A 13,598-nucleotide genomic window follows, 5' to 3' on the forward strand; every position below is an offset into this window, starting at 1 on the left:
CTAGTCAGGCGCAGCGGACCTGATGTTCATCGTTCGGAGTCCAGGGCCGCCATCTGGGCGGCGGAGTAGCGATCGCCGGCCACCTGTTCCGCGGGTACAGCGGCCTCGATCCGGCTCAGTTGATCGGCGGTCAGCGCTAGGTCTGCCGCGACCACCGCCTCGGCCAGTCGCGTGCGGGTGCGTGCTCCCACCAGCGGCACGATATCGGTGCCGCGGGCCGCCACCCAAGCGATCGCCGCCTGGGCCACCGTGACATCGAGTTCCTGCGCCACGCCGCGCAATGTCTCGACCAGGGCCAAGTTGCGGTTCAGATTGTCATCGGCGAACCTCGGGCTTGCGGTCCGGAAATCTCCCGGTCCGCCACTGGATTTCGTCCAATGACCACCGATCAGCCCCCGGGCCAATACACCGTAGGCGGTCACGCCGATCCGCAACTCGCGGCAGGTCTCCAGTATGTCGTTCTCGATGCCGCGGGACACCAACGAGTATTCGATCTGCAGGTCGTTGATCGGTCGGACGGCCGCGGCACGGCGAATGGTCTCCGATCCGACCTCCGACAGTCCGATTCGTCGCACATATCCCGCGTCGACGAGTTCGCCGATCGCGCCGACGGTGTCTTCGATCGGAACCGCCGGATCCAACCGGGCCGGACGGTAGATGTCGATGTGATCGGTGCCAAGGCGCTGTAGTGAGTAGGCGGCTGCCGCCTTCACCGCACAAGGGCGAGCGTCGAACCCCACCCAGGACGTGTCGGGGCCAAGCTGGCCACCGAACTTCACGCTGAGCTGGTAGCGCTCCCGCGGTATGTGCCGCAATGCCTCGGCGAGAAGCAATTCGTTGTGCCCCATGCCGTAGAAGTCGGCGGTGTCCAGCAGCGTGATTCCCGCGTCGAGCGCGGAATGCACGGTGGCGATGGCTTCGCCGCGATCCGAGGCGCCGTACGCGCCCGACATCGCCATGCAGCCGAGGCCGAGGGCCGAGGTGGTCAGTGAGCCGATTGTCGTGGTCTTCATGCCGATCAGTCTTGGCCGGATCGGGCGGCATAACCACGGCGCGTCGAACCTGGGACTGCCAGTCCCTGGCTGGGTGTGCGCGTGGCGGCAACAATGGTGCGATGGATCGAGAGTCGCTGGCGGACTTTCTGCGCCGCCGCCGCGAGACAGTGCAACCAGCCGATGTTGGGCTGCCCGCGGGGTCCCGTCGGCGCACCGCGGGCCTGCGGCGTGAAGAAGTTGCGCAGCTCACGGGGATGTCGGTGGACTACTACGGCAGGCTGGAACAGGCTCGCAGTACCCAGCCATCCGAGCAGATGCTGCGTGCCCTGGCACGCACGCTACGTCTGACCGATGACGAGGCTGACCATCTCTATCGCCTTGCCGGACACACCGCTCCCGATCGTCCTCTGCGCGCTACGCATGTGCGCCCGGCGCTCCTATTCGTGCTCGATCAGCTGCGCGACGCGGCCGCCTTCGTCTGCTCCGACACGGGAATCATGCTGGCCCAGAACGAGCTTTCGAAACTGTTGTCCGGCGACCTTGTTGCGGATGAAATCGGGCTGCAGTCCAGTCTGCTGTGGCAGTGGTTCACCGATCCCCGAGCGCGTGAGGCGGCGCCCGAAGAGGATCACGAAGAGCATGCGCGCACGATGGTGGCCGACTTACGTGCCGCCTGGGGACGTCGGCGCTCCGATGCCGATATGCGTGAACTGGTCGGCGGGCTCTTGCAACGCAGCCCCGAGTTCGCACGGCTGTGGGAGCGTCACGAAGTGGCCACCCGCCGAATGCAACGCAAGACCTTTCTGACGCGGGTGGGCGCCATCGCGTTGGACTGTGAGGTGCTCGCGACCACCGATGGTCAACAGCTTGTGGTGCTGACTCCGCCGGTCGGATCGTCTGCGCTGGAGAGCCTGCGACTGCTTGGCGTGGTGGGCGAGCAGACACTCAGTCAGGGGTAGGCACTCCTACTCGACGAGGCTTTGGGTGCCGAGCACTATCGCCAGCGCGAGCCGTTCGGCGTCTTCGGTTCCCGGTTCCGCGGTGTACATCATGATGCGCAGATCGTCCGAGGCGACGATCAGCACATCGCAATCCAAGGTGATGTGCCCGACGTCGGGATGATCAATGGTCTTACGTCGTCCTGGCTCGTGCTGAATGGTGAGGTCGCCGGATTCCCAGAGCTCAACGAAATACGGGCTCTGCGTGGATAATTCGTGGATCAATTGCTTCAGGTGGTGATCGGCCGGGTAGCGAGTAGCGGTCAGGCGTAGGTCCGCGACGATTTGCGCCTGGAAGTCCGCATGTTCCCGGGGAGTGTGTATTACCCGAGTTCCCGGCCCAACCACGTTGCGCCAAACACTGTTTCGCTCAATTCCCTGCCACGTTGTGGTCGGTCCCATGAGTGCGTCGTACGGCGCATTGGCCACCACGAGTGTCCACGTCGCGTCGAACACCGCGACCGGTGTGTGCGACAGGCGGTCGAGCAGGCGTTGCACGCTGGCGGTGATGCGCCTCGAGACCACCTCGCGGCCGGGTGTCGCGTGCCCGGCGAGGCGGAACAGCAGATCGCGCTCGCTATCGGAGACGCGCAGTGCCCGAGCCAGCGCCTCGACGACCTGCGCCGACGGGGAGGTGGCCCGCCCCTGCTCCAGGCGGGTCAGGTAGTCGACCGAGATCCCGGCCAGCCCCGCCAATTCTTCGCGACGCAGCCCACTGGCCCGGCGACGGGTTCCAGCGGGGAGCCCAGCGGCCTCGGGGGCGACCCGGTCACGCCAGTGCCGCACCGTCCGGCCGAAATCCCATGACTCCACCCCACAACTATGCGCGTGTCCGATGATGTTGTCCTGGTACTGGCAGTCCTACGAAAACCGGACGACTGCCTGGTCTCCCGAAGAAGCCCAACACTGGGTGTCATGACAACGACATCACATGCAATCGCGTCGGGAACGGTACTGATTACCGGACCGACCGGAGGACTGGGCCGGGTCGCCACGCTGGCGATGGCTAGCCGGCCCGCGGACGAGCGGCCCGATCTGGTCCTGATCGGACGGCTCGGAGTGGCGCTGGACGAGGTGGCAGACGCAGCGCGGGCAACGGGCGCGACGGTGTACGCGGTCGGGTGCGATCTTGCCCGGCTGGCCGACGTACGCGGGGCCGCGCAGCAGGTCAGGGACTTGTTGGCAACGGGTGCGGTGCGTCCGCTGCGGGCACTGGTGGCCAATGCGGGAGTCTCCGTCATCGACACCCGCAGGGCCTCCGCGGACGGATACGAACTGACCTTCGCGGTGAACCATCTGGCACATGCGCAGCTCATCGGCGACCTGTCCGGCTCGTTCACGGCTCCGGCACGCGTCGTACTACTGGGCTCGAACACTTACCACCAGAACATCTTTCGTAAGATTCTGGGGGTGCCGCCGGCGCACTGGCGTGATCCTGTCGAGCTGGCCCAACCCGGTGTGGGCACCCAAGGGGGAGTGGCCTATTCGGATTCCAAGCTGGCCATCCTCTACTACGCCCACGAGTTGCAGCGCCACGCGCCTGCCGGCGTCCAGGTCTCGGTGTTCGAGCCGGGGTTCATGCCGGGCACCGGCATCACGCGTGAGATGCCCGCGGGAGTGCAACGGATAATGCGTGCCGTGCAACGCATCCCGGGTGTATCCACCCCGGTCAAGTCCGGTCCGATGCTTGCTTCGATTGTGCTTGACGACCGGTGGGCACACCTGCGCGATGGCGCGTTCGTCGTCAAGGACCGGGAACGGGAGCTCGAGCCGGTTGCGGTGGATCGCGCGCGTGAGGCCAGGCTGTGGGAAGCCACTGCCGAACTTCTCGGGGCCGCCGACTAGGACGCTCACTCGTGGTGATGTTCCAGCAGATCTGCCTGATTGATCTTGAATCGCGGCATGGTCAGCCATCGGCGGGTCTGTTCGCGTGCGCGCCCGATGAGCTCGTCCGCATGGGAGAAGTCCGCTGGCGATGTGCGGACGGGGCACAATGCCGGAACCACCCGCAAATCGACACTGCTCTCGAAGCGTTTCACGTCGGCCACCAGCCGCTGGTTGATGGCAAGGGTCATCGCATGTAGCGCCATAGCCACTGCGCCTCTTGGTGTTTCGGTCAGCGCGCAGGCATAGCCGGTGGGCAGCACCCAGATCTCCGTGGCACCCAGCGCTACCGCATGCGAGAGCGGAGTGTTGTTGACCACGCCACCGTCCATCAGGTCGCGTCCCTGAATCCGCACCGGCGGCAACACCGCAGGAACGGCCGCGCTGGCGGTGATCGCGTCGATGGCATCGCCCTGCGAGAGCAAGATGTCGATTCCGGTCAGCACGTCGGTGGCGACGACATGCAGCGGAATCGGGGCATCTTCAAGCCTGCGGAACAGCAAGTTTTCCCTAAGGAGGCGTCGTAGGCCCGAGTCCGAGACCAGGCTCTGCCGTTGGCCTATGAAACCGAGAAATCCCACCGACAGATTGGTGGGAAACACGTCCTTGCGCGATAAGGATCGCCACAGATCGGCGAGACCTTTGATGCCGTCGACATCGGGCCGTGAGGAGATCCAGCCCCCGTTCAGCGCACCCACCGACGTTCCCACGATGAGGTCGGGAACGACCCCGGTCTCCGCGATGGCGAGCAGCATACCCACCTGGATCGATCCCAGGCTGGCGCCACCAGAGAGCACGAACGCCGTTGTCATGAAACAACACTAGCCACGTCTGGCGCCGTCACACGGACGCCGTGGAGGAACGCCTCGGCGAAAATCTTGCAGACCTCGTGTATGTCCGGGAATTCCAGTCCGAGCACTCCCTCGGCCGCGGGCCGGAAGGCGAAGTGCATGACGACGGGCGCGATCAGCTGCTGTGTCAGCACGGTCACCGGTAGGTCCCGAATACGCCCCGCGGCAATCTCCCCGGACAGCCACTGCCCGACGCTGGCGAGCATGCGCGGCGCGTTGTGTTCGACGAGCGCCCGCACCGAAGGGTCGGAGGGGCGGGAGATGATCTCGGCGTACATGGCGGGCATCACCCGGGGCTTTTGACTGAAGGCCGCGGCGAGGCGTTGGTAAATGCGGTGGAGTTTCTCCTCCGTGCCGACGGATGGGTCCGCCACGGTGTCCTCTATGTCGACGATTGGTCCGAATCGGTCAAAGGTGGCGCGCATCAGTTCATCGCGGCCGCCGAACGCCGCGTAGAGGCTGTGCACCGAGCAGTCCGCTGCGGTGGCCACGGCCTCCAATGTCACCGCTGCCAAACCGCGTTCGTCGATCAGCTCGGCCGCGGCGAAAGTGGCGCGTTCACGAACGGGCGCCCGCCCGCCTGGGTCGACGCCTGAGTCGCGAACCGCGGCGTCCAGGGCGTGCCGCGTGCCGCCGAGACGGCGCAACAACGTACTCCGGGACACTCCCGCGGCGCGGGCGACCTCGACCAGCGGGACGTCCGCGACGTCCTTGCCCAGTGTGTGCGCTGCCTGTAGCGCCGCATTCACCAGGTCCTCGGAGACGGGGATGCCTGCCTTTGCCGCGGTCACATTCCGATGATACTGCTAGACATGGAACTCGGTTAAATGTAACCTGTATTTGAATTTCAACACCTAGTGAATATTTGAAAGGGGCGAGAAAATGAGCGAGAAGACGACATGTGTCGTGGTAGGTGGTGGTCCGGCGGGGATCTTCGCGGGTCTGCTCCTCGCCCGGGCAGGGGTAGAGGTCGTGGTGCTGGAGAAGCACGGCGACTTTCTGCGGGACTTCCGAGGTGACACGGTGCACCCGTCCACGCTGCGGTTACTCGATGAGCTAGGTCTTTTCGAACGATTCGACAAGTTGCCACACACGAAGCTTCAGCGGATGAAGGTGACCAAGCCGGACGGCCAGCAGATGGTGATGGCCGATCTCACCCGGCTGCGCACGCCGCACCCGTACATCGCGATGGTGCCGCAGTGGGATCTGCTGGACATGCTGGCCGAGGTCGGCGGCGAGGAACCGGATTTCGACCTCCGGATGAACCATGAGGTGACCGGACTGCTGTGGGATGAGTCCGGCCGGGTCAGTGGCGTGCGGTACGAGAGCCCGGCGGGAATCGGCGAGCTGCATGCCGATCTGACGCTCGTCTGCGACGGACGCTGGTCGCTGTGCCGCCAGGAAGCCGGACTCGTTCCCCGCGAATTCCCCGTGGGCACCGACATTTGGTGGTTCCGCGCGCCGCGGGTACCGGGAATCGGTGAGGAGCTGGTTCCGCGCTTCAAGGACGGAAAACTCTTGGGGATCATCCCGCGGCAGGGTTACTTGCAGATACCCCAATTCATTCGCAAGGGAGATGACGCACGCCTGCGGGCACGGGGGGTGGAGGCATTCCGCGAGGACCTCGCCGACGTGGTGCCCGAACTGTCCGGCGTCGTCGACGAGATCGAATCCATGGACGAGGTCAAACTCCTGGATGTTCGGATCAATCGGTTGTCCCGCTGGTACACCGACGGGCTGCTCTGCATCGGAGATGCGGCCCATGCGATGTCGGGCCTGGGTGGTGTCGGAATCAATCTCGCGGTGCAGGACGCGGTCGCGGCCGCACGCATCCTCGCGACACCGTTGAGCGAAAAGCGCGTTACCCGTGAGGACCTGGCCGCAGTACAGCGTCGGCGCATGTTCCCCGCCGTGGTTACCCAGGTCGCGCAGATCTTGGCGCACCGATACCTGGTAGACCCGGTGTTCACGGGCGGAAAGCTCAGTGGTCCCGGTTGGCTGCTGCCGATCATCGAGCGCTTCGGGTGGCTCACCGTGATCCCCGCCTACTTCATCGGCATCGGTGTGCGGCCGGAACGCGCGCCGGCCTTCGCCCGCCGGGCCGCGGTGGTTAGGGCATAGCCATTCTGGACAGGTGTCCGGGTTTGAGCGATAGTGGCCACCTGTCTATCTGGAGGTTGAAGTGGCCGGCGATCAAATCCTGGTGACCGGCGCGTTCGGATTGGTTGGGTCGCAGGTCGTGGCGGCACTTGCCGCCCAGGGTTACGCGGTGGTCGCCACCGACCTGCGCACATCGGCGAACCTACGCAGCGCGGAACGTCTGCCCGGTGGTGTTGAGGTGCGCTGGGCGGATCTCACGTCCGCCGCGGAAGCCGCGTCGTTACTTAGATCTACCGTGCCCCGGGCGATCATTCACCTGGCCGCCCTGATCCCGCCGTTCTGCTACATGAATCGATCGCTGGCACAAAAGGTCAACGTCGATGCGACCGGGCACTTGGTGTCCGCCGCTTCTCAGTTGACGTCGCCTCCACGATTCATCCTTGCCTCCAGCGTTGCCGTGTATGGCGCCCGTAATCCCCGTCGCGACAAGGGATTGCTGACTGCGGACACGCCCGTCAATCCAAGTGACCTCTACGGTGCCAATAAGGTGGCAGCCGAAGAACTCGTGAGGTCCTCGACACTCGAATGGGTGGTGCTGCGACTTGGCGGGGTGTTGACGGCAGCGCCACGCTGGAGCATCGATCCTCATCTGCTGCGGTTCGAGGCGGTACTTCCGTCAGACGGTCGTATCCAGACCGTCGATGTGCGCGACGTCGCCAGCGCCTTCTGTGCCGCGATCACGACAAGCCACGTCAGCGAGGTGTTTCTCATCGGCGGCGACGACTCGCATCGCACGACGCAGTCAGCGGTCGCATCCGAAACGGCTGCGGCAATGGGGCTTGTCGGCGGGGTTCCGCCCGGGCGTCGGGGTGATCCCGACGATGACGGCGCGTGGTTTGTCACCGACTGGATGGATACCGAACGTTCGCAGGAAGTCCTTGCTTTCCAGAGGCATTCATTGGGCGCGATGCACGCCGAGACCAGCGCCACGGTGGGGTGGAGACGCGTGCCCTTGCGATTGGCGGCTCCCATTGTGCGTGCCGTATTGAAGACCCGGTCGCCGTATCGTGGGCACGGCGGGCGGTTCGCGGATCCGTGGCGTGCGGTCCAACGGTGTTGGGGCGATCCGCAATACTGAGACGATGCGAAAGGTCGATGGATGAGTGGCATTGAGCGGGTGGTGACCCGCGGAACCTTCGAACTCGACGGCGGCAGTTGGGAAGTCGATAACAACATCTGGATCGTCGGAGAGGGCGACGATGTGGTGGTTTTCGACGCCGCCCATTCCGCCGAGCCGATCGTCGAGGCTGTCGCCGGACGCAATGTGGTCGCGGTGGTGTGCACCCACGGCCATAACGACCACATCACCGTCGCACCGGAACTGAGTCAAGCCCTGGATGCGCCGGTGCTGCTGCATCCCGCGGACGAGATGCTGTGGCGAATGACCCATCCGGACAAGGAGTTCCGTAGCGTCGAGGACGACATGGTGCTGTCGGTGGGTGGTCTGGAGCTGCATGCCCTGCATACGCCGGGGCACTCGCCGGGTTCGGTGTGTTGGTACGCGCCCGAACTGCGCTCGGTGTTCTCCGGGGACACCCTGTTCCAGGGCGGGCCGGGCGCCACCGGTAGGTCGTTCTCCGATTTCCCGACAATCCTGCAATCCATTTCCGGGCGGCTCGGCCCACTGCCCGAAGACACGGTGGTCTACACCGGCCACGGTGACACCACCACCATCGGCGACGAGATCGTGCACTACGACGATTGGGTGGCGCGCGGTCACTAGCGTGCGGCCGTGCGGAACCTGTCGCGGTAGGCCTTCGGCGAGACTCCCAGCTCGCTGACGAACACCCGCCGCAGCGTCTCGGCGCTGCCGAAGCCCGCGATCCGCGCCGCCTCGCTGACCGTGCTGCCCGCATCCAACGCGCCACGTGCCGCGTCGATGCGGACAAGCTCCACGTATCGTGCTGGGGTAGTGCCCAATTCGGTGTGGAAGAGCCGCGTGAGCTGGCGGGCGCTCAGTGCCGCCCGGGAGGCGAGCTTGGCAACACTGTGATCGGCACCGGGGTCTGCGGCTATCGCATCGGTCGCCGGACGTAGTACGGAACCCGCGGGCGGTGCCGACTCCACGAGCACCGAGAACTGGGATTGCCCGCCCGCGCGTTTGAGGTAGACGACGAGAGACCGCGCGACCTCCCGCACCACGTCGGATCCGTAGTCGTCCTCGACCAGAGCCAATGCCAAATCGATGCCTGCGGATACTCCGGCCGAGGTGAAAACGTTTGCGTCCCTGACAAATATCGCGTCCGGTTCAACGCTGATGTTCGGGAACGCACGTTGCAGTAGGCCAGTATGCCGCCAATGTGTGGTGGCCCGACGATGGTCGAGCACGCCCGCCTGCGCGAGCAGGAAGGCGCCGGTACAGATCGATGCGATGCGGCGACAGCGGGGGTGTATCCGGGCCAGGACATCCACCAGTGCGGGGTCGAGTGGACGGCCGATCAGCACATCGCCGCCCGCGACCAGCACCGTGTCGGTGGACTCGATGGAATCGACCGTCTCGGCCACCGAGAAGGGCGAGCCGATGGACGTGGCCACATCACGGCCGTCGACCGAGGCGACCACCAAACGGTAGTTGGCGCCGAATCGGTTGGCCTCGGCGAAGACCTCGGCCGGCCCGGCTAGGTCCAGCAGCTTCATGCCGTCGAACACGACGATGGTGACGAGCCGCTCATCGGACATGTCCTCAGGATCGCAGATGCGCGGTCGTGCACATGTCCGGATCTGTGGGATCGACGGCTGTCGAGCACCTCTCACCAGTGGCCTTCGGGGCCAGAGACTCGTAGGCAACAGAGTTCCACCCATGAGTTGCACCAGATGAAGGACATGCCATGACCGAGATTGCCGGAGTCGAGATCCCCGATACCCCGCTCGTCCGCGAGATCACCGAGTACATCCGCGACACCGAGGATGACCTGCTGTTCCACCACTCCCGCCGGGTGTACTTGTTCGGTGCGTTGCAGGGCCAGCGCCGCGGCGTGAAACCGGACCTGGAGCTGTTGTACGCCGGTGCGATGTTCCACGACATCGGACTCACCGAGGGCTACCGGAGCTCGCAACTGCGGTTCGAGGTGGACGGTGCAAACGCCGCGCGGGACTTCCTGATCGAGCGTGGGGTAAGCGCCGAGGATGCGCAGAACGTCTGGCTGGCCATCGCACTGCACACCACGCCGGGGATTCCCGAGTTCCTCAGCCCGGAGGTGGCACTGGTGACCGCCGGTGTCGAAACCGATGTGGTCGGCATCGAGCGAGATGCGCTGACCAGCAGGGATATAGATGCGGTCGTCGCCGTACATCCGTGGCCCGATTTCAAGAACAGGATTCTGCACGCCTTCTTCGAGGGTAACCGGCATCGGCCGCGCAGCACCTTCGGCAACGTCAACGCTGATGTATTGGCGCATTATGACCCCACGTTTGTCCGAGACGATTTCGTGGAGATCATCCGCGCCAACAGCTGGCCGGAATAGAACAACCCACATTAGAACGGTGGGGGATCCTTCGCGGCCAGCGCGGTTACGGCCGCTTCTCGTTGTAATCGCTCTTGGCGGTTGAGGTTTCGTTCTGAGTGGCGGCGCTGGTCGCGTTCCTGCTTGCGCGTGCGTGGTCGTGTGAGTGCGGGGAAGAGGAACAGGCTGGCGGGAGTGGTCGCATAAGCGTGCCCGGTGGGTGCCTTCCAGACCACGGTGCCGTCGGACTCCTGGATCTCGGTCCAACCGCCGAAGGTCTTCAGGAGATGGTGCTTGCGGCACAATGCTTTCAGATTGATGCCCGTGGTGGGACCAGCCGTGGCCCAGGGCACGGTGTGATCGATATCAGCACGGCCCGCGATGGCTTCGCAGCCGGGGAATCGGCACAGCTGATCACGGGAGCGCACAAATGCGGCAAGCCCGGGGGATGGTCGGTATCCGGTGCTGCGGGAGTCGCTCAATGTCCGAGTGCGGGCGCCGGTGGTCGCGGTGCGGGCCTGCTCGGCGGCGAGCACCCCGAAGCCCGGCACATAGGCCGGGAGATCGTCACGGCCGTCGAGCGTGGATTGGTTGAGGACCACGTTGACGACCATCGAGACGTCTGCCACATCACGGCCGGAGCAATTGGGATGCCCACAGGTGCAGCGCATCCGATCCAGACCGCGGGTCAGGGCGCCGACCGCATCGGCGCGGCGCTGGGCCTTGGTGCGCGGATCTGCCGGGCACACGCTGGCCGCCAACAGATCGAGGCGCTTGTCCAGCGCCACAGCATGGGTGGCCTGCAGTGTGCCCCAGATTTCGGCGACCGGTTCTCCGTTGCCGAGTGGACGGATCTCGATATGGCGGCCCTCATTGGCGGACCTGTTGCGCCGCAGCGCGTCCTGATCGAAACGAAGCACCAGTGCATCGAGTGCGGCGGTAATGCGTCGCTGTGACCAGCGTGTCCAGCGGGGCAGTGCCTGCACGATGGCGGCATCCACCTGGGTTACCACGGTGTCGTCGTCGAGGAGTTCGGTGCGATTGACGATCAGCGCGACGGTTCGAAAGTCAAGATCGCCGGTGGCGAAGCGTTCGGCGACCGCCCTGAGTCGATGCCGCAGAACCTGGGCGTGGCGCATCTGACTGGAGGCCAACGCCTGCGTGATGCCCTGAGCCGCAGCAATTTCAGCGGCGACCCTGTCCCAGCGATCCAGGGGGTGACGGTCGCGCTCATCGGGCCTATCGAGGTCGGCGTGCCGGTCCACCAGTACCCCGATCGCCGACAGCTTCCGGGCACACGCCTGCGCCTCGGTGCGCTGCGCAGACGTGATCACATCGATCAGGTCTCCGTCGGGCAATGAATCGAACATACGTTTGATTCTAGGGTAATTCTTCGAGCTGCACGGTAGGCAAGGCCCTTGTTGTGGATAAAACGACGATTGTGGATAAAGGTAGAACTAGGGGTCGGAGGGCCGGTTACGTCTTGTTCGCATATGCGTCGAGAGCCTCTGCGGCGCAACGGCGCCCGACCTCGATCACCTCGGTGGCGCGATGAAAGTCGAGACTGCGGCTGACGCTGCGCGGAACCTCGATGAGAACATCCGGCGGATGCGAGGCGAGTTGCATGCGGGCAAGTTGTGACTGCATGACCTCGATGGTCCGGTTCATCACTTCGAAGCTCGTGAGTTTCGCGGCGGGGTCCGGTTGGCCGGCTGCCTCGGTCTCGTCGGTGGAGAACAGTGCCGAGGTGCTGCGCAACAGCCGGTTCAACCACTCCGTCGTCACGCGCGGTTCGCGAGGCTCGGGGTCCAAAGGGGGCGCCGGGGCACGTACTTCCTCGCCGCCGCTGAGGCTTACCGCCACTCGCAGCTCGGCATGTACCCCAGCCAGCGGCGCAACCGCCATCAGATCGAGAACGCCGCCGTCAGCCAGCACCCGGCCGTCGAGCACGTGCGGAGAGATCATTCCGGGGATCGCGATGGATGCGCGGATGGCGGCGGCCAATGAGCCGCGCTGCAGCCATACCGACTTGCCGGCGATCAAGTCGGTCGCGACCGCGGTAAAGGGGATCGGCAGGTCTTCGATTGCGACGTCGCCGAGTAGCTCACGCACCACGTCCAGAATCTTCTCCGCGCGGAAGAAGCCGGGACTGGTCCACGTCGGGTCCAGGAGCCTCAGCACCGCCCGCTGCGTCAAGGACGTTGCCCACGAGGTGAATCCGTCGAGCGCCCCGGCCGCCTCCAAGCCGCCCACCAGCGCACCCATCGAGGATCCCGAGATCCCGGAGATCTCGAAGCCGCGCTCGCGCAATTCCTGGATCACACCGATATGCGCATAGCCGCGGGCACCGCCCGCACCCAGCGCCAGCGCGATCTTGGTGCCGGACTCGCCCGTGCTCGCCTCGTCAGTCATCACCTCAATCTTGGCAAGACCACGGCAATGTATCCAGGTGAGGTCTGTGACACCTGGCTATTGGCGTGCGTGGGGGTCCGAGGCGTTGAGTGTCGCGACGACTTGGGCGTAGTCGCCGCGCGCCTCCCCATAGCGCAGGAACTTGACCTGCTCCACCTGGATCTCGGTGGCATCCGGCTGAGTCTCCAACAAGTTGACGACCTCGTCGATGAAATCCTTCAAGGGCATTGCGAAGTCGCTGTCTTGTTGCCCCGGCATGAGATCGGTGCGAACCGCGGGGGGTTGCAGCTCCTTGACCTCGACGCGGGTGTCTGCGAGCTGCAGCCGGATCGACTCACTGAGCATGTGGATGGCGGCCTTGGACGCGTTGTAGCTGGGGGTGACCTTCAGCGGCGCGAAGGCCAATCCGGATGACACGGTGACGATGGTGGCGTGAGGTTGATTCTGTAGGTGTTCGATGAAGTTGGCGATCAAGCGAATCGGACCGAGCACGTTCGTTGTGACGATGTCCTCGGCCGACTGCAGGAACGACTCGGGATGATGCCAATCTTCGACGCGCATGATCCCGGCCATCGCGATGAGGACATTCAGGGTGGGATGGCCGGCAAGCACCTGTTGTGTCGCGGTGCGAATACTCGCCGGATCGGCCACGTCGATCTGCACCGCCGAGATGCCGGGGTGTTCGGCGCGTATCTGATCCAGTAATTCGGTACGACGACCGCCGACTATCACGGTGTTGCCTTTGGCCTGCAAGGCCAAAGCCAGTTCCAAGCCGATCCCGCTGGTGGCTCCGGGGATGAACACTGTGTTGCCCGAGATCTTCATCGTCGGCCTCCCACTTCGATTATGTGTACG

The 13,598-nt window shown here is 64.9% G+C and carries 14 protein-coding genes; 6 read left to right on the top strand and 8 right to left on the bottom strand.

Going from position 1 to position 13,598, the window contains the following annotated elements; genetic code table 11:
• Window positions 1-26: 26 nt before the first annotated feature.
• Window positions 27-1,013 carry an aldo/keto reductase gene (locus BKG76_RS11780; protein ID WP_070937795.1) on the bottom strand — a complete coding sequence of 329 codons (987 nt, stop codon included), beginning with the start codon at window positions 1,011-1,013 and terminating at the stop codon, window positions 27-29.
• 101 nt (window positions 1,014-1,114) lie between these two features.
• Here BKG76_RS11780 and BKG76_RS11785 point away from each other — a divergent pair, with 101 nt between their 5' ends.
• Window positions 1,115-1,954 (top strand): helix-turn-helix transcriptional regulator, encoded by an 840-nt coding sequence (locus BKG76_RS11785; RefSeq protein WP_070937796.1) that lies wholly within the window; start codon window positions 1,115-1,117, stop codon window positions 1,952-1,954.
• 6 nt (window positions 1,955-1,960) lie between these two features.
• Here the strand turns inward: BKG76_RS11785 and BKG76_RS11790 are convergent, their stop codons facing one another.
• Window positions 1,961-2,806: a helix-turn-helix transcriptional regulator gene (locus tag BKG76_RS11790; protein WP_070937797.1), complete on the bottom strand. Its 846-nt coding sequence runs from the start codon at window positions 2,804-2,806 to the stop codon at window positions 1,961-1,963.
• A 102-nt stretch (window positions 2,807-2,908) separates the two neighbouring features.
• On the opposite strand from BKG76_RS11790, the gene BKG76_RS11795 reads away from it, so the two are divergent.
• A complete protein-coding gene (locus tag BKG76_RS11795) occupies window positions 2,909-3,838 on the top strand; it encodes an SDR family NAD(P)-dependent oxidoreductase (protein ID WP_070937798.1) in 930 nt (309 codons plus the stop codon).
• 5 nt (window positions 3,839-3,843) lie between these two features.
• On the opposite strand, the gene BKG76_RS11800 is transcribed toward BKG76_RS11795, so the two are convergent.
• On the bottom strand, window positions 3,844-4,689 hold the full coding sequence (locus BKG76_RS11800; protein WP_070937799.1) for a patatin-like phospholipase family protein: 846 nt from the start codon (window positions 4,687-4,689) through the stop codon (window positions 3,844-3,846).
• Entirely contained in the window at window positions 4,686-5,519 is an 834-nt protein-coding gene (locus tag BKG76_RS11805; protein WP_070937800.1) for a TetR/AcrR family transcriptional regulator, read from the bottom strand. Before BKG76_RS11805 ends, BKG76_RS11800 begins: the two co-directional genes overlap by 4 nt.
• Before the next feature lie 91 nt (window positions 5,520-5,610).
• Here BKG76_RS11805 and BKG76_RS11810 point away from each other — a divergent pair, with 91 nt between their 5' ends.
• From BKG76_RS11810 to BKG76_RS11820, 3 genes are all read left to right on the top strand, one after another.
• Window positions 5,611-6,849 (top strand): FAD-dependent oxidoreductase, encoded by a 1,239-nt coding sequence (locus tag BKG76_RS11810; RefSeq protein ID WP_070937801.1) that lies wholly within the window; start codon window positions 5,611-5,613, stop codon window positions 6,847-6,849.
• 61 nt (window positions 6,850-6,910) lie between these two features.
• The gene (locus tag BKG76_RS11815) at window positions 6,911-7,966 is read left to right on the top strand and encodes an NAD-dependent epimerase/dehydratase family protein (RefSeq protein ID WP_070937802.1); all 1,056 of its coding nucleotides are present in this window, start codon (window positions 6,911-6,913) and stop codon (window positions 7,964-7,966) included.
• A 21-nt stretch (window positions 7,967-7,987) separates the two neighbouring features.
• Complete coding sequence (locus BKG76_RS11820; RefSeq protein ID WP_070937803.1) at window positions 7,988-8,611, top strand: MBL fold metallo-hydrolase; 624 nt, start codon at window positions 7,988-7,990, stop codon at window positions 8,609-8,611.
• On the opposite strand, the gene BKG76_RS11825 is transcribed toward BKG76_RS11820, so the two are convergent.
• On the bottom strand, window positions 8,608-9,567 hold the full coding sequence (locus tag BKG76_RS11825) for a GlxA family transcriptional regulator (protein WP_070937804.1): 960 nt from the start codon (window positions 9,565-9,567) through the stop codon (window positions 8,608-8,610). The genes BKG76_RS11820 and BKG76_RS11825 overlap by 4 nt on opposite strands.
• A 149-nt stretch (window positions 9,568-9,716) precedes the next feature.
• Between BKG76_RS11825 and BKG76_RS11830 the strand changes: the two genes are divergently transcribed.
• Window positions 9,717-10,352: an HD domain-containing protein gene (locus tag BKG76_RS11830; RefSeq protein ID WP_070937805.1), complete on the top strand. Its 636-nt coding sequence runs from the start codon at window positions 9,717-9,719 to the stop codon at window positions 10,350-10,352.
• An 11-nt stretch (window positions 10,353-10,363) separates the two neighbouring features.
• Here the strand turns inward: BKG76_RS11830 and BKG76_RS11835 are convergent, their stop codons facing one another.
• From BKG76_RS11835 to BKG76_RS11845, 3 genes are all read right to left on the bottom strand, one after another.
• Window positions 10,364-11,701 (bottom strand): HNH endonuclease signature motif containing protein, encoded by a 1,338-nt coding sequence (locus tag BKG76_RS11835; protein ID WP_070937806.1) that lies wholly within the window; start codon window positions 11,699-11,701, stop codon window positions 10,364-10,366.
• 106 nt (window positions 11,702-11,807) lie between these two features.
• Complete coding sequence (locus BKG76_RS11840; RefSeq protein WP_070937807.1) at window positions 11,808-12,743, bottom strand: patatin-like phospholipase family protein; 936 nt, start codon at window positions 12,741-12,743, stop codon at window positions 11,808-11,810.
• A gap of 57 nt (window positions 12,744-12,800) precedes the next feature.
• Window positions 12,801-13,568 carry an SDR family oxidoreductase gene (locus BKG76_RS11845; protein WP_070937808.1) on the bottom strand — a complete coding sequence of 256 codons (768 nt, stop codon included), beginning with the start codon at window positions 13,566-13,568 and terminating at the stop codon, window positions 12,801-12,803.
• Window positions 13,569-13,598 lie beyond the last annotated feature (30 nt).

It is taken from the genome of Mycobacteroides franklinii, from assembly GCF_001853795.1.
GTDB lineage: Bacteria > Actinomycetota > Actinomycetes > Mycobacteriales > Mycobacteriaceae > Mycobacterium > Mycobacterium franklinii.